Origin of the sequence: Runella sp. (assembly GCF_965279615.1) — a bacterium.
GTDB lineage: Bacteria > Bacteroidota > Bacteroidia > Cytophagales > Spirosomataceae > Runella.
Window position 1 is genome coordinate 4,351,826 of sequence record NZ_OZ257252.1, and the last position, 18,573, is coordinate 4,370,398.

The 18,573-nt window shown below is 42.2% G+C and carries 15 protein-coding genes; 7 read left to right on the top strand and 8 right to left on the bottom strand.

The annotated features are described in order from the left end of the window. Window positions 1–15 precede the first annotated feature (15 nt). From ACQY73_RS18590 to meaB, 7 genes are all read left to right on the top strand, one after another. On the top strand, window positions 16–1,566 hold the full coding sequence (locus ACQY73_RS18590) for a DUF1501 domain-containing protein (RefSeq protein WP_428653616.1): 1,551 nt from the start codon (window positions 16–18) through the stop codon (window positions 1,564–1,566). 182 nt (window positions 1,567–1,748) lie between these two features. Next, window positions 1,749–2,732 carry a toxin-antitoxin system YwqK family antitoxin gene (locus tag ACQY73_RS18595; protein ID WP_428653618.1) on the top strand — a complete coding sequence of 328 codons (984 nt, stop codon included), beginning with the start codon at window positions 1,749–1,751 and terminating at the stop codon, window positions 2,730–2,732. 53 nt (window positions 2,733–2,785) lie between these two features. Continuing rightward, complete coding sequence (locus tag ACQY73_RS18600) at window positions 2,786–5,092, top strand: TonB-dependent receptor (RefSeq protein WP_428653620.1); 2,307 nt, start codon at window positions 2,786–2,788, stop codon at window positions 5,090–5,092. 12 nt (window positions 5,093–5,104) lie between these two features. Continuing rightward, window positions 5,105–5,674, top strand: coding sequence for a hypothetical protein (locus ACQY73_RS18605; protein WP_428653623.1), 570 nt, complete (start codon window positions 5,105–5,107; stop codon window positions 5,672–5,674). 146 nt (window positions 5,675–5,820) lie between these two features. Further along, entirely contained in the window at window positions 5,821–6,864 is a 1,044-nt protein-coding gene (gene queA / locus ACQY73_RS18610; RefSeq protein WP_428653625.1) for a tRNA preQ1(34) S-adenosylmethionine ribosyltransferase-isomerase QueA, read from the top strand. 98 nt (window positions 6,865–6,962) lie between these two features. Then, on the top strand, window positions 6,963–7,643 hold the full coding sequence (locus tag ACQY73_RS18615) for a 2-C-methyl-D-erythritol 4-phosphate cytidylyltransferase (RefSeq protein WP_428653627.1): 681 nt from the start codon (window positions 6,963–6,965) through the stop codon (window positions 7,641–7,643). Window positions 7,644–7,731: 88 nt separating this feature from the next. Then, window positions 7,732–8,715, top strand: coding sequence for a methylmalonyl Co-A mutase-associated GTPase MeaB (meaB, locus tag ACQY73_RS18620; protein ID WP_428653628.1), 984 nt, complete (start codon window positions 7,732–7,734; stop codon window positions 8,713–8,715). 4 nt (window positions 8,716–8,719) lie between these two features. Here the strand turns inward: meaB and ACQY73_RS18625 are convergent, their stop codons facing one another. The 8 genes from ACQY73_RS18625 to ACQY73_RS18660 all read right to left on the bottom strand — a co-directional run bounded on the left by ACQY73_RS18625 (window position 8,720) and on the right by ACQY73_RS18660 (window position 18,538). Then, window positions 8,720–9,643: a hypothetical protein gene (locus ACQY73_RS18625; RefSeq protein WP_428653630.1), complete on the bottom strand. Its 924-nt coding sequence runs from the start codon at window positions 9,641–9,643 to the stop codon at window positions 8,720–8,722. 234 nt (window positions 9,644–9,877) lie between these two features. Beyond that, entirely contained in the window at window positions 9,878–13,300 is a 3,423-nt protein-coding gene (locus tag ACQY73_RS18630) for a GEVED domain-containing protein (protein ID WP_428653632.1), read from the bottom strand. Between the two features lie 244 nt (window positions 13,301–13,544). Continuing rightward, complete coding sequence (mtgA, locus tag ACQY73_RS18635) at window positions 13,545–14,294, bottom strand: monofunctional biosynthetic peptidoglycan transglycosylase (protein ID WP_428653634.1); 750 nt, start codon at window positions 14,292–14,294, stop codon at window positions 13,545–13,547. 94 nt (window positions 14,295–14,388) lie between these two features. Further along, the gene (hemW, locus tag ACQY73_RS18640) at window positions 14,389–15,543 is read right to left on the bottom strand and encodes a radical SAM family heme chaperone HemW (protein ID WP_428653636.1); all 1,155 of its coding nucleotides are present in this window, start codon (window positions 15,541–15,543) and stop codon (window positions 14,389–14,391) included. A gap of 27 nt (window positions 15,544–15,570) precedes the next feature. Continuing rightward, complete coding sequence (locus ACQY73_RS18645) at window positions 15,571–16,290, bottom strand: OmpA family protein (protein WP_428653638.1); 720 nt, start codon at window positions 16,288–16,290, stop codon at window positions 15,571–15,573. A 36-nt stretch (window positions 16,291–16,326) separates the two neighbouring features. Then, window positions 16,327–16,935: a hypothetical protein gene (locus ACQY73_RS18650; RefSeq protein WP_428653640.1), complete on the bottom strand. Its 609-nt coding sequence runs from the start codon at window positions 16,933–16,935 to the stop codon at window positions 16,327–16,329. Next, on the bottom strand, window positions 16,898–18,238 hold the full coding sequence (locus ACQY73_RS18655; protein WP_428653642.1) for an AAA family ATPase: 1,341 nt from the start codon (window positions 18,236–18,238) through the stop codon (window positions 16,898–16,900). Before ACQY73_RS18655 ends, ACQY73_RS18650 begins: the two co-directional genes overlap by 38 nt. A 120-nt stretch (window positions 18,239–18,358) precedes the next feature. After that, window positions 18,359–18,538 (bottom strand): ribbon-helix-helix domain-containing protein, encoded by a 180-nt coding sequence (locus ACQY73_RS18660; protein ID WP_428653644.1) that lies wholly within the window; start codon window positions 18,536–18,538, stop codon window positions 18,359–18,361. Window positions 18,539–18,573 lie beyond the last annotated feature (35 nt).

The following is an 18,573-nucleotide window of genomic DNA, read 5'->3' on the forward strand; positions in this document are numbered from 1 at the left end:
AAAACGTAAAAATCTATGAACCGCAAGGAGTTTCTACAACAACTGAGCCTTATTTCGGGGGGAGTTGCGTTTGGTATGAATGGCATTCCGGTAAAGGCATTTTCGCACAATCCGTTTGCCATTAATTTAGAATCTACCAATGGCAAAATCTTTGTTTTGGTCCAATTGTCAGGAGGCAATGATGGCCTCAATACCGTGGTTCCCTACGAAAATCCGCTTTATTACAGCAAACGCGCAAACATTGCCATAAAAAAAGAAAATGTATTGCCGCTTACAAGTCAAATGGGTTTAAACCCGGCAATGACGGCTTTCAAAGAACTGTACGACAACGGCAAAATGAGCATTGTCCAAAATGTAGGATACCCAAGTCCCAGTCGCTCGCATTTTCGTTCTACTGATATATGGCTAACAGCTTCCGATGCCAATGAAGTGTTGGATGAAGGCTGGGTCGGTCGGTATCTGACACAGCTTTATCCGGGGTTTCCACTCCAAATGCCTGAGCAACCTATGGCTATTCAGTTAGGCGCGGTGGAATCGCTTTTGATTCAATCGGATTTGGGCTCAACGGGTGTCGTATTCAATGATCCCAATAATTTTTATAATTTGGTCAAAGGTTCTACAGCCGACAATGACCCCATTCCCAATACACTTGCAGGAGAAGAATTAAAATTTATGCGGCAGATTGCCACTCAATCCATTGCGTACTCTGATATTATAAAGAGAAAATGGGACAGTGCAGCCAAAAACGTAACCGGTTTCCCGACAACTAATCTTGGAACTCAGTTAAAAATTGTCGGAGAACTCATCGCCGGCGGGCTTCAAACACCTTTTTATTTGGCCAATATCGGTGGTTTTGACACTCATGCCAATCAAGTAGTGGCTAATGCCACCACTACCGGAACCCACGCCAATTTGCTCAAAACGGTTTCTGACGCAGTGGCCGCTTTTCAAAAAGACATGGAAAAACGGGGTTTAGGCGACAAAGTCGTCGTTATGACCTTTTCTGAATTTGGTCGAAGAGTAACCCAAAACGGAACCATGGGAACCGATCATGGTTCAGCAGCACCTTTATTTGTTATCGGCAATTCAGTATTAGGAGGGTTAATTGGAAAAAATCCCGTTTTAAGCGATGTAGACAGCAACGGTGATATCAAATACGAATTTGATTTCCGTCAAATATATACAAGTGTATTGCAGGATTATCTTGGACTGGATAATAAGATGACGCGCAGTGTCATGGGTAATAAGGAATTCTCTACTGTGCCTATTTTCAAACCTCTGCCAATTACAACGCAAGCCGGCAATCCTGATTTCAATTTAGAACAAAACTACCCCAATCCTTTCATAGACCTTACACGCATTACGTACACCGTCAATAAGCCAATGTATGTAAAATTAGCCTTGTACGATCTAATGGGCAAAGAACTGGAAGTTTTACGCGAAGGAACGACACAAAGCGGAAGTTATACCCTTCCCATCAACGGAATCCAATGGTCGCCGGGTTATTATTTATGCTCTTTGCGCTGCGACGCGGGGCAAAAAGTGATTCGATTGGTAAAAATGTAAATGCGTAAAATTCACCTTGCTTATGCATACTCTGCATTGAAAATACTTGCTTCAAATCGTTGTATTTCACTACATTTATCCCACTTATAACAAATTACAAAATTCAGCGTTAAAAGTTGGTACAGTTTTGGTGGTTTTGAATCATCATTCTTAAAGAGAAATTGTAGCAGTTAGCTTATACTATGAAAAATTACTTCCCGGCAATAGCTCTCGCTGCCCTGTTGTTTTCTTTTCAGCTTTCTTATGGTCAAACTGCGTCGGAAAAAATCGACAAAAAGACCAAAAAGCTACAGGAAAGAAAAGCAAAGGCAGACAGTTTGCTTCAAAAAGCGGGGCTTTCAACACCCGACGTAGGTAGTGCAACCATCGGAGGCAAGCCCGTAAAGCCTGCTGATGCTGTTGGTTTCTTTACCGAAACTCTTCCTGATTTAGGTCTCAAGATCAAAGAATACCGCAAAGCAGAAAAAGCAAAACGTAAGAAAAAGAAGAAATTTCATACTGACTATGAAGGCTTGTCCATTGTGCGCATGACGATAAGTCGGGGCAGTGGTGATCGAATTACACAGGAAGAATTTCACGTATTGAAAGATTCTCGTTCCCCACGGATGTACGACGGCTTGGATGTATTTTGGTACGACTCCCGCAATCGAATCATTTCAAAAGCTGCCATTAAAGACAAAGAATCGGCGCTTATTCTTCACGGCCCTTATAAACGCTACGTGTCGGGTAATTTAACGGAAGAAGGCAATTATTACGTAGGCACCAAAGATGGTCGCTGGGAAAGTTATGATGCCAACTATCGTTTGTTGGACAAAACAAAATGGTCACGCGGATTCCCTGCTGATGCCATTGTCAGTTATTATGACTCCGCTCACACCAAAGTATTGGAAGTGATTCCGGTGCATTACGGCAAACGGAAAGGTGATTATCTCAAATATTACGATGGCGGCCAACTCATGGTCAAAGGCCAATATGACAATGACCTGCCGATTGGTACTTGGAATGAATACTACCAATATCGCCGGCAGCGTAAAAAAATTACCCGTTATCCACGTTATTGGTACGAAGACGGCGAAGGAATGTTGATAAGTGAGTGGGACGATAAAGGAAAACTTATCTACGAACGTCCCAAAGACCAAACTCCCGCCGAAGAATCTGAAAATTAATATTTGCAACATAGTTGCATTTAATATACTTTTGTGAAAAAACTTCACAAAGGGTGCTTCGTCTGTTTAGTATATTACTCTTTTTTGCATTACTTGGCGTTACTAACCTATCTGCTCAAGTTGCACCGGATTGCGATTGCTTCGTAAAAGGTGTGGTCAAAGATCGTGAGACAGGAAGCCCAATTGTCGGTGCCTTACTAAGCATCAAAAACACTTCTAAAGTAACAACTACCGATGCTGAAGGTCAATATAAAATAGATCATTTGTGCCAAGGTACTTATGTCTTGGAATGTAAGATCATTGGGTATAAAACAACACAAACCACGATTTCTCTCCAACACAGCGCGGAAGAAAACTTAAACCTCAGCGAAGAAGAAGTCCACCTTCAGGATGTGGAAATTGTGGCCAAACGCGTAAATTCTCTGACGCAATCTTCAACCTCCTTACAAAATCAGTCGCTGGAACAAACGCGCGGTCAAACCCTGGCCGAAGCACTTCAAAAAATTGTGGGTGTAACCATGCTCCAAACGGGCGCATCCATTGCCAAACCCGTCATTCATGGATTGCACAGCAACCGAATTCTTATCATCAATAACGGCATACGGCAGGAAGGGCAACAATGGGGCTCAGAACATGCGCCCGAAATAGACCCTTTCATTGCCAAACGATTGACCGTGGTCAAAGGCGCATCGGGTGTGCGCTACGGCTCAGACGCCATTGGGGGTGTCATTCTGGTGGAACCGGAAGAATTACCTCATACATTCAAATCCATTCGCGGAGAAATAAATACGGTTGGCTTTACCAACGGCCGCACAGGTGTTTTATCAGGAACATTGGAAGGCGGTCTGAACAACCGGAAAGGATTCGGGTGGCGCGTACAAGGCACGCTAAAAAACGGCGGCAATATTCGAACACCTGATTATTTTTTAGCCAATACAGGTGTTCGTGAGCAGAATTTTTCGGCATCGGCGGGTTATCGCTCTGTCAAATTCGGGGCAGAAGTTTTCTATAGCCAATTTCACACGGATCTGGGCATCTTTTCCGGTTCACACATCGGAAGCACCTCCGACTTACTCAACGTTATCAAAAACGGAGAGCCATTTATCAAAACAGGTTTTAATCGCACCATAGAGCGTCCAAATCAACTTGTAGACCACGATCTGTTGAAAGTAAAAACAAATTATCAGTATTCAGGAAATCGACTTTCGCTTACTTTCGGCAGACAGTATAACCAACGGGCTGAGTATGATCTGCACGGACCACAGGCAACCGTTAAACCCGCTTTGCTTTTTCGAATTACGACCTTAACGAGCGACCTGATTCTGGAACACAAACCCATTGCCAAAGAGATCACGGGGCAAATCGGTTTCAGCGGCCTGCACCAATACAACTTTACGGATGGACGACCTTTAATTCCTGATTTCGAACAATCTAACGCAGGTGCATTTATTATTGAACGTTGGATTCGGCAAAAATGGGAGTGGGAAGCCGGACTTCGGTACGATATGCGTTGGCTGCATGTATATCGATTCATCGGACAAACTTTGGATCAGCGTAATCACCAATTTAACAGTTGGTCAGGTACGATTGGCAGCGTGTTTAATGCCAGTTCACACCTTTCTCTCAGAGCGAATTTCGGCACAGGCTGGCGTCCGCCAAGCGTCAATGAATTGTACAGCAAAGGCGTGCATCACGGTGCCGCAGCGTATGAAGAAGGTGATGAAACCATGCGCCCCGAAACTGCTTATAATTTGATGGGCAATGCAGAATACTCTTCCGAGCGGTTTAGGGCAGAAATAGGACTTTATCACAATTTCATTCAAAATTTTATTTACCTAAAACCACAGGCTGAACCAATTCTGACCATTCGCGGAGCTTTCCCCTATTTTAAATATGTTCAGACAGACGCCACCTTCTCCGGAGCAGACATTACAACCTCGTGGGACATTACTCCTCGTTGGGAACATACCGGTAAATTATCTTATCTAAGGGCCTATGACCAAGCAGCCAACAACTATTTGGTTGGTATTCCTGCCAATCGACTTGAAAATGGGTTACGCTACAAAATAGGAAAAGCCGGCCTTTCGCACGATTCCTTCGTTTCTGTCGGGCATTTATGGGTTGACAGTCAAAAATGTGTACCGCCCAACAGCGATTTTATACCGCCGCCCGCCGCCTATCATTTGTGGTCAATTCAATTGGGAGGCGAGATCCCTCTAACAGAGAAGCAAAAGATAAGCTGGGGAATCACCGTCCAAAATCTATTTGATGTCGCCTATCGCGATTACCTCAACCGATTCCGATATTATTCATTGGAACAGGGTCGTAACAGCTCATTACGTTTAAAATGGAATTTTTAACAACTTATACTTATGAAATCAACACACTCATTATTAACCGTTTCTTTGGTATTTATGCTCACTGTTTTTTTCTGGAGCTGCGGCACAAAGGAAGAACCCGCACCCGAAGATGAAAATGAATTGATCACAACCGTACGATTGAATTTTACAGAAAACGGCACCACAACTGTCCAAAAGTTTGAATGGAAAGACATAGACGGCGACGGCGGCAATGCTCCCGCAATTTCAAAAGTTACGTTAAAAGCGAACCGTACGTATAAATTGGAAATTGAATTTTTGGATGAAAGCAAAACTCCCGCCGATAACATAACCGCTGAAGTAAAAGCCAAACAGGATGAGCATTTAGTGGTATTTTCTCCTACTCCCTCTTCACTGCTTACCTATACCGCCGGCGATAAAGACAGCCGTAATTTCCCAATCGGTTTAACCGGAAATACCGTGACCGGCAACGCCAATCAGGGCACTCTTCGGGTACAGTTGCGGCACCAACCGCCCGTCAATGGCCAGCCTGTAAAAAATGGTACCGTGACGCCCGGCAGCGATGATGTAAATATAACCTTTGACGTTTCAATCGCTCCCTAAAGATATCTTTCAATCCAAGGCACACCAAATGTGGTTGAATAGCGACCGTATAGTAAAAAAAAAGAGTAAAGTAGCTGATAATAGCCGGTTTATTGCTACTTTTGCGGTCTTATTTTTTTTTTAGGTGTCTTTGAGCTAAAAGATATATGAAACTTTCCGAGTTTAAGTTTGACCTTCCTCAGAGCTTGATCGCTCTCTATCCTGCAGACCGCGGCGAGTCCCGTCTAATGGTAGTAAATCGTCAAACCAAAAAGATTGAACACAAAAAATTCTCCGAAATTATAGAATACTTCGAAGAAGGCGACACAATGGTCGTCAACGATACCAAAGTTTTTCCGGCACGTTTATATGGACAAAAGGAAAAAACAGGTGCGAAAATTGAAGTTTTTTTACTTCGTGAGCTCAACCGTGAAATGCGGCTTTGGGACGTATTGGTAGACCCTGCCCGTAAAATTCGGGTTGGTAATAAATTGTATTTTGGTGATAGTGATCTTGTTGCTGAAGTCATTGACAATACCACCTCTCGCGGACGGACTATTCGATTCCTGTACGATGGCAATCACGATGAATTGATGCGTGCCATCGACGAATTGGGCGAAACTCCCCTTCCCCGCGACATTAAGCGGAAAGTGGAAGATGCCGACCGTGAACGTTATCAAACCATCTTCGCTCAACACGTTGGAGCCGTAGCCGCGCCAACCGCAGGAATGCACTTTACGAAAGTGATTCAACGCCGGATGGAAATCAAAGGCATTAACTTTACCCCTATCACATTGCACGTAGGTGTAGGTACTTTCCGACAGGTTGATGTTGAGGATTTGACAAAACACAAAACTGATTCAGAAAACTTCGCTATTACTGAAGCCTCCTCTAATGTGATCAACGAAGCATTGGATAAAGGTAAGCGTGTATGTGCCATCGGGACAACCTCCCTTAAAGCGCTTGAATCATCGGTATCCGCCAACAACCGCGTAAAACCTTTTGAAGGCTGGACTGACAAATTCATTTTCCCTCCTTACGACTTTAAGATTTCCAATTCGTTGCTCACCAACCTTCACTTGCCGGAGTCCATCCTGTTGATGATGACTTGCGCTTTTGGCGGCCACGATCTTGTGATGGAAGCTTACGAAGAAGCGATCAAAGAAAAGTACAAGTTCTTTAGCTATGGCGATGCCATGCTCATTATTTAAGTAAGCTACTAAACACTTATACAGTCGTTAGTAGACAGTCTCTCGTGGCGTTTTGTATTGATGCTGACGGCTAACGACTGTTTACTAACGATTTTTTTATGACCAAATTTGCCATCATCGTCGCCGGTGGAAACGGCACTCGAATGGGAAGTAAAACACCCAAACAATTTATACCCGTAGCAGGTAAACCTATTTTAATGCAAACCATTGAAAAGTTTATCGCTTATGATTTTTCGCTCCAAATTTTATTGGTTCTCCCTGCCAATGAGATGAAAGCATGGTATGCACTCTGCGACAAATACCAGTTTTATCCCGCTATTGTCACCGTTTCAGGAGGTAATAGCCGCTTTCAATCTGTTAAAAATGGCCTGAAACGAATCAGCGCCAAAGAAGGATTGGTAGCTGTTCACGACGGAGTTCGCCCCTTTGTTTCTCCTCGCATTATTGCCGAAAGTTTTGAAGTAGCCGCGCAGAAAGGCACCGCAATCACTGCTGTTTCCCTTAAAGATTCTATCCGTTTTTTAGATGCGGACGGCACAAATCAATCCGTTGACCGCGCGGCTTATCGTTTGGTACAAACTCCTCAAACATTTCGTTTGGATTGGATGCGGGCAGCCTTTGATACTCCCGAGCAACCATTCTTTACCGACTGTGCCAGTGTTTTAGAGTACGCGGGCCATCCCATCACACTCATCGAAGGAGGCTACGAAAACATCAAAATAACCACTCCGGAAGATTTATTATGGGCCGAAGCCTTTGCGAGTCCTCAAGCAAAATAAGGGTCGTAAATCGGTAAAATATCTTTCAAAATTCTATTTTTACCAAGATTTCCAAGGAAGTGCTTACTATCTATAATTATCCGTTGTTTTGCAAAATCGTCTCTCTGTCGAAGCGTATCTTGAAGGTGTATTGTCGGGAGATCGGCTGATACTCAGCCGAGCCATTACGTTGATCGAAAGCCAACTCTTATCCGACAGGGTTTTAGCTCAGGCGGTTTTGGAACAACTTTTACCTCATACCGGCTCGGCTATTCGCATCGGAATTACGGGAGTGCCGGGTGTTGGTAAAAGCACTTTTATTGAAGCTTTTGGCAAAGAATTGACTACTGCCGGCAAAAAATTGGCGGTGTTAGCCATTGACCCCACCAGTCAACGCTCAAAAGGAAGCATCATGGGCGATAAGACACGGATGGAAGAACTCTCCCATGATCCGTTGGCCTACATTCGCCCGTCACCGTCAAGCGGTTCATTGGGTGGTGTAGCCAACAAAACCCGCGAGACCATGCTGCTTTGTGAAGCGGCAGGCTTTGAAATAATAGTAGTTGAAACCGTAGGCGTAGGTCAATCTGAAACCGTCGTAAAAGGAATGGTTGATTTCTTTCTGTTGTTGATGCTCGCCGGCGCAGGAGATGAACTTCAGGGAATCAAAAAAGGCATCATGGAAATGGCCGATGCGGTAGTAATTACCAAAGCCGACGGCACCAACACATCTGCGGCACACCGAGCTGTAGTGGAATACCAAAATGCGCTTCATTTATTTCCACCAAATGTCAGTGGTTGGTTCCCACCCGTGCTGACGTGCTCAGCATTGGAAAAACAAGGTTTAAGCGAAATATGGAGTCGAATTCAGCAATTTGATTCACAAACAAAGGCCGATGGGTTTCACCTTAAAAATCGCCAACAGCAAAACTTGGAATGGATGCATTCCCTTATTCGCCAGACGCTGGAAGAGCGTTTCTATCAAAATACAGAGGTTTCCCAACAATTACAGAAAATAGAACTGCTGGTTCAAAACGAAAAATGGCTGCCTATGAGAGCCGCCACTTTTCTGCTGAATCTATTTCGTTCGTAATCTCTTACTTTACAATCCTGAATGTCAAAGGTATACATTTGGCCGGCGGGCAATTTTGCGGTTGATTTACCTGAACTACAACCTGGCTTTTTCCGGAAGCCGCTGATCCCGCACCACAGGCGCCTGTTACCGTTAAAATTTGGTAGGTAGTCTGTGTTGTTGGCGATACGGTTACTGTCTTTACGGGAGTTGCCTGTGTTAGTTGCACAGATGCTCCACCGGTTAAGGTGATAGTGGCAGGGAATATATTGTTTTGTGATGTAAGGGTAAGCGTTGCTGTTCCACCGTTATTAATGGTAGTATCTCCCGCAATAGCAACAATCGGTAATGAGCACTGATTGGCAATATTAATAAATGTTCCGTTTACCTCTGTGGTCAATGTACGCGTAGGATCATCGTTTGTTGGAGAATGATAGGCTCGAGTTACTACCGTATTAGGTAATGCCAATGAAAAATCTTTAGGAAGTGAGAACAAATCATAGCATTTTGTGGCATTTGTGCCGGCTATCGAAAACTCAAGACACGCAACCGACAGCCAAGTAGTATCCACGGTTGTCCCTTGTCCATTCTCCCCATTGTAAAGTATATTGAGAGTAACGATGGAAGTATCAAGTCCGGGATTTGGCAAAAAACCCATTGTTGAATAATCACCTGACGTAGCCGAAGTAAAATTATTACGGCTTTTAATTGTAGGGCTTGTCAATTGAGCACTTTTATAAAAAATCCTCAAGTTAGCATTACCCATTACGAAAGCGCTGTCTTTGCTAACCGCCCTGATTTCAACACAAGCTTCTACTTTATTATTAACGCAATCAATCGTTTTTGGAACGAGTCGCAATGTAAAACGACCCTGCGCAAAGCCGGTATTTGAATGTAGTGCCAGCAATCCAATAAAAATTAGCCAACTACCAATGACTGCACTTTTCATACATGAACCTGTTTATATTTTCTAATTTATGAGATAGTCATAGCAATAAACTTTTTGAGCCCATTTCAATAAACCTTACGGTTTATGTAAGCGTTATCTCTTATTTGTTTGAGCAATCAAAAAAACCAAGCGCTGCCAAAAAAATATAATCTATACCGAATTATATTCTTTTTATATACCTTTTTTAAGGTCTGCTTATGTGGTTAATAATCAGTCACAACAAACGTGCCATATTTAAAAATTCACGCCGGAAAATTTACCGTTATTCAAACGCCACATGGTATTGTCATTGGCATCGGGAGCGCCGTCCATATTAAAATCCGTCGATAAGTAGCGTGCAACTTTTCCATTGTCAGTACGCCACTTACTTGTATCATTTGCGTCAATTTGCGAAAGTGAATTCTTGGTGCAGTCTGCTGCATAAAGTCCAAACACGCCTGTAGCCAGTTGTTTTTGCCCATTGGCAGGTGAGCCTACGGGAATGTATGATTGTTGAGCAGAAAAATTATAATTGATGGTATTATTACTTACGGCAATCGCTTGGTGAGATACGGCCCCAATATGATTACGGTGCTCAACAGCAATATAATACGACTGATCAACCTGTAATACAGGGCATGAGCTTATAAATGAGACATTTCCATTGGAAAGTAACAATGCTGCTGTACGAAAAACAGTAGTGGCAGGATTTTGCGGGCCGGTACGCAATGAGACCAAAACCCAATCAACGACATTGGATGTATAGGAAGCTACTGTTTCGGAGCCACTATAATTCCAAGGTGTTCCCGAATACGGTTGACCCGCAGGAGTTGGTGTACCCAACGAGCTGGTAGGTGTTTGTCCGGGCAAAAGACCCTGCTGATTTAGCTTGGTCAGCATGGTCTGACTGCCTGTATAAGGCCCCTCCAAAAATAATGCCACGTTTAAGCAAACGACGGCCGTTGCCGGCGATGTAACATTTACCTGAATGACCGCTCGACTGCTTTCACAACCATTTACCGTTTGAGAAACATAATAATTCGTACTGCCTACCGCAGAAGTAGAGGGCGTCGGAGCAGTCGTATTTCCTCCACCTCCCGAAGAAGAAATATACCATTTCAAATTTGAACCTCCTGCACTTAAAGGCCCGGCCGTTTGACCTTGCGAATAGCTAATCGGTGTCGTAACAGTAGGTATGCCGGGCGTCGCCGTTACAACAATATCTATTTTTGATCGACTGCTTTCACAATTATTTACCGTTTGGGAAACCCAGTAACTTACCGTGCCGGCAGTGCTTGTGGAAGGTGTGGGAGCAGTTGTTGCCATCGTGCCACCACTGGCCGCATCATACCATTTCAGATTGCTGCCACCTGCAGCCAATGCTATCGCCGGTTGATTTTGGCAGTAATTAATTGGTGTTGTAACGGTGGGAGCAGCAGGTGTTGCCGTCACGATTACATCGATTTTTGTGCGACTGCTTTCGCAGTTATTTACTGTTTGGGAAACCCAGTAACTTACCGTGCCGGCAGTGCTTGTGGAAGGTGTGGGAGCAGTTGTTGTAACCGTGCCACCGACGGCCGCATCATACCATTTCAGATTACTGCCACCTGCTGCCAATGCTATCGCCGGTTGGTTTTGACAGTAATTGATCGGTGTCGTAGCTGTAGGCGCAGCAGGAACAGCATTAATGGTAAAAACATTACTTGCAGAACCTGTTAGACTTGGAGAAGTGGATACAACCCTCACTTTATAATTTGCTCCTGTCGCTGTATTTCCCGGGATCACAGCAATTAATGGGCTACTTGTACCGGTTGTAGAAATATTGGCAAAATTAGCGCCGCCGGCATCCGAAAGTTGTACAACATAAGAAGTAGAGGCAAAATTGCTGACTGTAAAACTTACGCTGATCGTTTGGCCTGCACATACCGGACTCGGCGTTACTGAATTCGTTGTGATCGTTGGTGGTGAAGCAGAAGTTACCTGAAACAGATAGTCTTCCGTTTCGCCAAATGTAAGTTGTCCGCATGGATCAACAACCGCACTTCCGGAGCCAAAATTAAAACCGGACCGAACCCTGATTCGTACAAAGCCGCTTACTGTATTGGGTATAACAAACGTACCTGATGCAGTAGGATTCATGCGAGGCATCGAACCCAGACTGTCACTCCGATAGACTCTTTCATCCAATTCAAAGAAGCCATCCTGATCAAAATCTGCCCAGACCGAAAGGTGTTGATCATAATAACTGCCTGAGCCTCCGGATACAGCTCTTGCAGTAAAGGCATAAGTACTTCCTGCTGTTACATTATAAACTGTTCCCGTGAAATCTCCGTAATTGCCTGGTGAGCAATTTGAATTTATGTTGTTTATGATCGTTGTTGAGCCCTGCTTTAAAATAAAATCATCTATCACTACCGCCACGCTGCTGCAAGAGTTGCTATACGTAGGAACACAATAATTAAGTGCTGTAGTAATGGTGAAAACGGGGCTATATTGCGTAGACGAGTTAGACGCTTTTACCCGATAATAATAGGTTGTATAAGCCGTAGTTGACTGGTCGATATAGGTCGTTGTATTGGGCGGCAACCCTCCAATGGCGACAAAACCCTCGGTTGCAGAAGTAGTGGAACGCTCAATAATAAACCCGGATTCATTGGAAGAGTTATCGGTAAATGTCAGTGACAGGCCCGTGGAAATAACCGTTCCGGCAAGGTTGTTAGGCACCGCACCTCCCGTTACGGTTGGACCGCAGGAAAAAGTATATTGATTGGAAGGGTCGGTACGCAACAAAAGTCCGTCGGTCATTCTTGCGTACTGGCCTGCTGTAAAATCACTGCCACAACTGACCGAGTAATAAGACATTATATTTGACAGAGAGGGTGTGTATAAATTCCCTTTAGGATCACGTGCGGTTCCTGTATAGGTACATCCCTGAATACTTACCGAATCGCGCCCGTAAGGATCGGCGGGAGTATCGCAAAGCAAGTCGCCTTTAGTGGTGCAGTTGGCTCCTGCACTACGGGTTACGAATTCTCTTTCAGTATTATTTGCGTTAGTGCTGTTTTGAAACGTATGAAGCAAATTAAAATAATGCCCCAATTCGTGTGCCAATGTACGGTTATCAGAAGCGTATTGCGCTTGCACAAAAATGCGATTCGAGTTACTTACTGTACTTGGAAAATACGCATATCCGGCAACCGCCTGTGAACTGAATTGAATAGTATTGGGGAAATAGATATTTATGGCATTCGTCACATCGTTCCCATTGCACAATGCCGTTTCTTCTGTATTATCGAAATCGTAGTAGGTTGTGTTATTAATAAAGTTAGGAGAGCCGCAAAAGTAAAACTGCAATCCTGAGCCAACGTTTTGATAATAACGATTTATCTGAACAAGTGCGGTATTTATATCTGCTAAACTTAGGCCTCCTGTCCCGTCTGTTTTACGAAGAATATGCGCTTTTATAGGCAGGTATTGAACGGCCTGCAATGCTGAAGTCCGGGCATTTTTAACAAATTGAGTCTTTAATTTCAGAAGTCTTTTCTCACGAGCCATGATGCTGTCATGAGATTCATGAGGGTTGGCACATGGCACAAGTTGTGCTGTCGCTTTGTTGAAAAGCAACAACCAACCTAATGCGGTTATACAAATAAAAAAACGTAAATCGTTTAATTTCATACCCTACTCTTTCTCAAATTACACCTAACAGTTAACTTTTAGGTATAAAAAAAATCACATTTTTAGACTTACAGGAATGTAAATCAATTTATCTTTAAAGCAGTAGGGCAATAACCATAATAAGGCAATTAATATGCCAAATTTGGTCTTCTCTGTAGAATAACCGACTTAGTAAACTCAACAAATTCAATAAGGCTCATTTTTAACTTATTCTTCGAAAAATAAGCAAAAACACTTAGTAAAGTTACAAATTAAGAATATGATCACGGCCTAACATTCGCATTTGGCGCGCTATTTGTGCTGTTCGTCGCTGTACATACGCAGATGGGTTCTTGGCCGAAAAACGGATGGGACTGGGCAATACTGCCGCTATCCTTGCAGCTTCATTTCGGGTAAGAGATGCCGCAGATTTGTAAAAAAAACGTTGTGCTGCCGCATTATACCCAAAAGTCATACTCCCTGTTTCAGCTATGTTCAAATAAACTTCCAGTATTCGTTCTTTTCCCCAAATCAGTTCAATAAGTAATGTAAAATAAACCTCTAACCCCTTACGAATGTAACTGCGCCCCTGCCAAAGAAATACGTTTTTAGCTACTTGTTGCGAAATTGTACTGGCACCTCTGATTTTTTTGCCTCGGAAATTATGCTTAAAGGCATTACCCATCGCTTTGAAATCAAATCCCCAATGAGTAGGAAACAGCTGATCTTCGGATGCAACCACCGATAAAGGCGCTTCTTTGGACATCTTACTCATGGGTGCCCAATCCGAATAAATTTTACTGCTGCGTCCCTCTGATATCGCTTCAAATTTTCGAACAATCATATATGGTGTAAACCACACAGGAACAAATTTCAAAACCGTTACCCAAATAACTGAACCGATCAAAAAATAAAGAATCGTTTTTAAAACATATCTCACTACCACCGTACGCCAATTGTCAGAAGCAGGCTTTGATACAGTGGCAGCAGCAGGACGAATGCGATTAGGCGCCATATAAAATGTCTTTGTTGGGCTGTTAAATGTATTGAAAATACATCAAATGAATTAAAAGATACTCCTGCAAAAATCACAAAATTGCGGCAATTTCTCAAACAATGAATAAGTCTGACGCAATTCGGTCGGCAAATAATTTGCCCTTGGGAGTAAGATACAAAATGTTGTTTTCAATAAATACCCAACCGTTATTCATAAACGCAGTGAGGTAGTTGTTGTGTATCTCTTTTAAATCAATCCCTGCCAACTCTTTTATAATTCCCAGATCACAGCCCCACATGGTCCGTAAACCGGTCAAAAGGTAATCATTTACCTGATCGCAAGAAGTCAAAAATTCTATCTCAAACGGTATTTTTTTTTCTTCGAGCGATTGAACGTAAAATGTATTGTTGGCAACGTTGTATTGTCGTGATTTTCCGTTGAATGAATGGGCACTTGGCCCAACGCCTAAATAGGGCTTTCGCTTCCAATAACTGCTGTTGTGACGGGCATATTGACCGTTTCGGGCAAAATTAGAGATTTCATATTGTTCATACGTATTTGCCATAAGATACGCCGTCATCTGCTCAAAATGACGCGCAGAAAGCTCTTCATCCACGGCTTTTATCTTTCCTTTTTTGAGCCAATTCCCCAAAGCAGTTTTGGGCTCTATTGTTAGATTATAAGCAGAAATATGGGGCGTATTCAAAGCAACGGCCTTTTCCATATCTTTTTGCCATAACTGTTCGTCAGAAGAATCATTCGAATTTTCAATTCCTAACAATCTTTCACTCATGCCATACATCAGGTCAATGGTCAGGTTTTCAAAGCCATTGTCCTGTGCCAATTTTACGGAAGCTTCTGATTGGGCGGCATTATGAGCCCGATTCATAAAACGCAGATAAGGTTCATGAAACGTCTGTAAGCCAATGCTGAGTCGATTGATAAAGGGCTTTAGAGAAACCAGTTTTTCCTTGGTCAAATCATCGGGATTGGCTTCTAAGGTGATTTCTGCCGACGGGCTAACTTGGTAAATTTGGTGAATGGTTTCAAAAATCTGCCCTAATTCTGCCTCGCTCAACAATGAAGGGGTACCACCGCCAAAGTAAATGGTTTCAAGCGTGCGTGTTGGTAAATACTCTTTTTGAAGCTCTATTTCGCGGCAAATAGCCGCTACTAAGTCTGTTTTCGATTTCAGATTGGTGCTGAAATGAAAATCGCAGTAATGACAGGCTTGCTTACAAAAGGGAATGTGAAGGTACAAATGCATTGTACAAAATTACACAAAACCCTTCCATCATAACACCACAAACTCTACGCGGCGATTTTTTTTTCTATTTTCCTCCGACGTGTTAGGTGCAATAGGATCAAGACTGCCTCGACCCAAAGTTTGAAGACGATCTTGGCGAATTCCTTTTTTGATCAAATAATCTTCAACCGCCCGGCAGCGATCTTTTGAGAGTTTTACATTCAGATCAAAATCGCCGGCGTTGTCGGTATGGCCGCGAATTTCAATGCGAATGGCAGCATCTTTGTTCAATGCTTCAGCCAAGGCGTCCAATTCAGGGTAAGAGTCGGGGCGAAGTACAGGACTGCTTCGGTCGAAGTAAATATTATTCAAAACAATCGCCTTCCCTTTTTCCAATTTATTAAAGGCCTCAATTTCCTTTTTTGGTGGCGTTGGTATCATTTTAAACTGTACCACGTTTTGCGGCCGCAAATCTCGAACAGGCAGAACAAGCGTCAGAAAACCTTCGGCAATACACTCCACCAAGTAGTTGGCTTTGCGCGGCAGTTTGGCAGAAGCTTTGCCTGCGGCATCGGCTTGCAATTCAAATATGCGCTTTCCGGTTTCGTCGCTCACGTAAAATTTAGCGATTGAAACAGGCTGTTTTGTATCAATATGATTGGCATCAATCAAAACATAATATTCTTCTGCCGTTGCTCCTCCCGCCTGCGCGAAGGCAGTTGCGCAACAACTCATGTAAAAAGCAAAAAGAAGACTCGTAAATTTCATTGGATGAGGTGACTGTTAGACAGTAAAATAGTGTACTTAGTTTTTTCCTTCCAACAATTCTTCAACATCTATTCCCAGTTCAGCCTTTAACGCCGTTGCAAAACTAAGATTGTCTTTATCAGATATGAGTTTGCTTCTAAAAAGGAATTCATCGCCGCATAATTCAAATAGGTCTCGGATTCGTTGTATATGTTTTTGGCAATCTTGGTACAATTCAAAACTATCCCATTTTAAAAAATGCACTAGATTTTTAGCTTCAACATCTTCGAAATTTACCGCTTGGAAAATACCAACGCCTTTTTGATAGGCAATTCTATCGAATAAATCGGGGGAATTAGGCGAAAGGATTGGCAGAAAGGGTTCAATTTGCTTAGACTTATGTGAGTTGAACCATGGTAAAACAGCATACCAATTGAAATAATCATCTTGAAGAGTTTCTTTCAGACGCGGATCGAAATGTTCAATATGAGTTTCGTCGGTATATCTAATAAAACGTTCAGAATATGCACAGAAACCTTTTTGCTCCACCAAAAGCTTAGCTCGAATTTTGGTTCGGTCAGATTGTCTATCATAGCTTAATCCAATCAGTGGCAAGAAAGTGTTTTTTCTAAGATAGCGCATTGGAGAAATTATATTCGTTGCCAATTTTTATAAACTCATCCAACAATCTACTTTTTTCTTCAGCATCCTGTGTAAGACGTATCAATGTGCGAAGCTCAATGTACCTTTCCCATTTTTTCACTCCTTCTTTTCCTAATAAGCTGCGTACCCCAAAATCTTTAGATAAAATATCATTAGGGTCATCTCCTACAGGCACTGTACCACGTCTCGCTTTTACATATCCATGATCATCAAATTCCAGAATAAACCGCTCATAGGGCTCAAATTGCGCCGCAATAATTGGATTATGCGTAGCCATAAAAATTTGGGTATCGAATATGATACTTTTATAAATATCTACTAGCTCGTATAGGAAATCCGGAAAAAGACTGTTTTCCGGTTCATCAATCAATAATAAACCACGAGTAATATCACGAGTAAAATATAAGGAATAAATGTGACCTACTTTGAATATAAAATTACGAATCCCTGTACTTAATTCACTGTAATTAATATGCTTACCTGTAGATTTAAGTTTAATATATGCTTTAAGATTATCTGTCAATTGAATGGGGTTGCTCGCCCCTGACACATCAAACTCTAAACCCGCTTTAGATAAAATAGAGTCCCATACTATTGCTATTTCTTTTAATATATCAGGGTTTTGTTGATTAAATTTCAACCTAACCATTCTCACTGTTTGGCTCTGATTTTCTTCCAGATTTTGAAAATTTTGAAAATCATTTTCACGTTTTTTTAGATAATATATTAGGGTTTTCCAAAAATCAGAGATTGTTTCGTTAGAAACAATATTGTAAACCGGGAAATCCTGAAACATTCGTAGTGCCTCATCAACATTCGTTATAGGAACATCAGAAAGTTCAATGAATTGATTATTCTCTGTTTCAGAAGGAACATATATTTGCAAGTCAGGAGACACTTGCTCAATGATATTTTTATCCAAAATCAAATATTTAACTAAAGCAGGATCTAGTACATTTGACTTGTAAATTAAAGTTTCAGTATATTCAACGTCTCTTGAAATTCTTGTTTGCCAATCTTCTAACTTCTCAATTTCACTACTAAATATAAATCTATTGTCTTTACTAAGTACAATCCAAAATAGTTCTCTATCTACTGTTATTACTTTACAGTATAATAGATACTTGCTTTTACCTGTAGGATTTAATAACGTGTCAATTATTTTTAGCGTTTTGGTCTTTCCCGTTCCATTACTTCCTATGAAACATACTTTATCCAATGGCTCTCCTGTTTCGGGATGAGTCAGGTCAAGTTCAAAATCTTTGAATTGGTGAAAATCTTTAATAATGATTTTGCAGATTTTCATAAAAGGCCCGCTTAGTGTTTAATAAGTGAGCAATACGCTCATTTCTCGGTAAAAATAGCAAACTTTAAGCAATTGCATATGGATAGACACTTTTGTGCTTGATGCTTGAACAACCTTGTTCTACTCTTCAGCAGGCGGCGGCACTTTCCCGGACGGCTTTCGTCGTTTTTTCAGCGCATCGCTCAGAAGAAATTCGATTTGGCCATTCGTACTTCTGAATTCTTCCTGCGCCCATCGCTCCAAGTCTTTGAGCATTTCAGCACTGATTCGAAGTACAAACGCCTTTTTTTCGTTGGCCATTGATTTGAAAATGAAGTTGATAACTAACACAATCG

What these genes read in the sequence shown, in the direction of transcription:
- ACQY73_RS18595 (WP_428653618.1), top strand. Translation starts at nt 1,749, where the DNA reads ATGAAAAATTACTTCCCGGCAATAGCTCTCGCTGCCCTGTTGTTTTCT.
- hemW (WP_428653636.1), bottom strand. Translation starts at nt 15,543, where the DNA reads ATGCATTTGTACCTTCACATTCCCTTTTGTAAGCAAGCCTGTCATTAC.
- mtgA (WP_428653634.1), bottom strand. Translation starts at nt 14,294, where the DNA reads ATGGCGCCTAATCGCATTCGTCCTGCTGCTGCCACTGTATCAAAGCCT.
- ACQY73_RS18645 (WP_428653638.1), bottom strand. Translation starts at nt 16,290, where the DNA reads ATGAAATTTACGAGTCTTCTTTTTGCTTTTTACATGAGTTGTTGCGCA.
- ACQY73_RS18660 (WP_428653644.1), bottom strand. Translation starts at nt 18,538, where the DNA reads ATGGCCAACGAAAAAAAGGCGTTTGTACTTCGAATCAGTGCTGAAATG.
- ACQY73_RS18625 (WP_428653630.1), bottom strand. Translation starts at nt 9,643, where the DNA reads ATGAAAAGTGCAGTCATTGGTAGTTGGCTAATTTTTATTGGATTGCTG.
- ACQY73_RS18630 (WP_428653632.1), bottom strand. Translation starts at nt 13,300, where the DNA reads ATGAAATTAAACGATTTACGTTTTTTTATTTGTATAACCGCATTAGGT.
- queA (WP_428653625.1), top strand. Translation starts at nt 5,821, where the DNA reads ATGAAACTTTCCGAGTTTAAGTTTGACCTTCCTCAGAGCTTGATCGCT.
- ACQY73_RS18615 (WP_428653627.1), top strand. Translation starts at nt 6,963, where the DNA reads ATGACCAAATTTGCCATCATCGTCGCCGGTGGAAACGGCACTCGAATG.
- ACQY73_RS18655 (WP_428653642.1), bottom strand. Translation starts at nt 18,238, where the DNA reads ATGAAAATCTGCAAAATCATTATTAAAGATTTTCACCAATTCAAAGAT.
- ACQY73_RS18605 (WP_428653623.1), top strand. Translation starts at nt 5,105, where the DNA reads ATGAAATCAACACACTCATTATTAACCGTTTCTTTGGTATTTATGCTC.
- ACQY73_RS18590 (WP_428653616.1), top strand. Translation starts at nt 16, where the DNA reads ATGAACCGCAAGGAGTTTCTACAACAACTGAGCCTTATTTCGGGGGGA.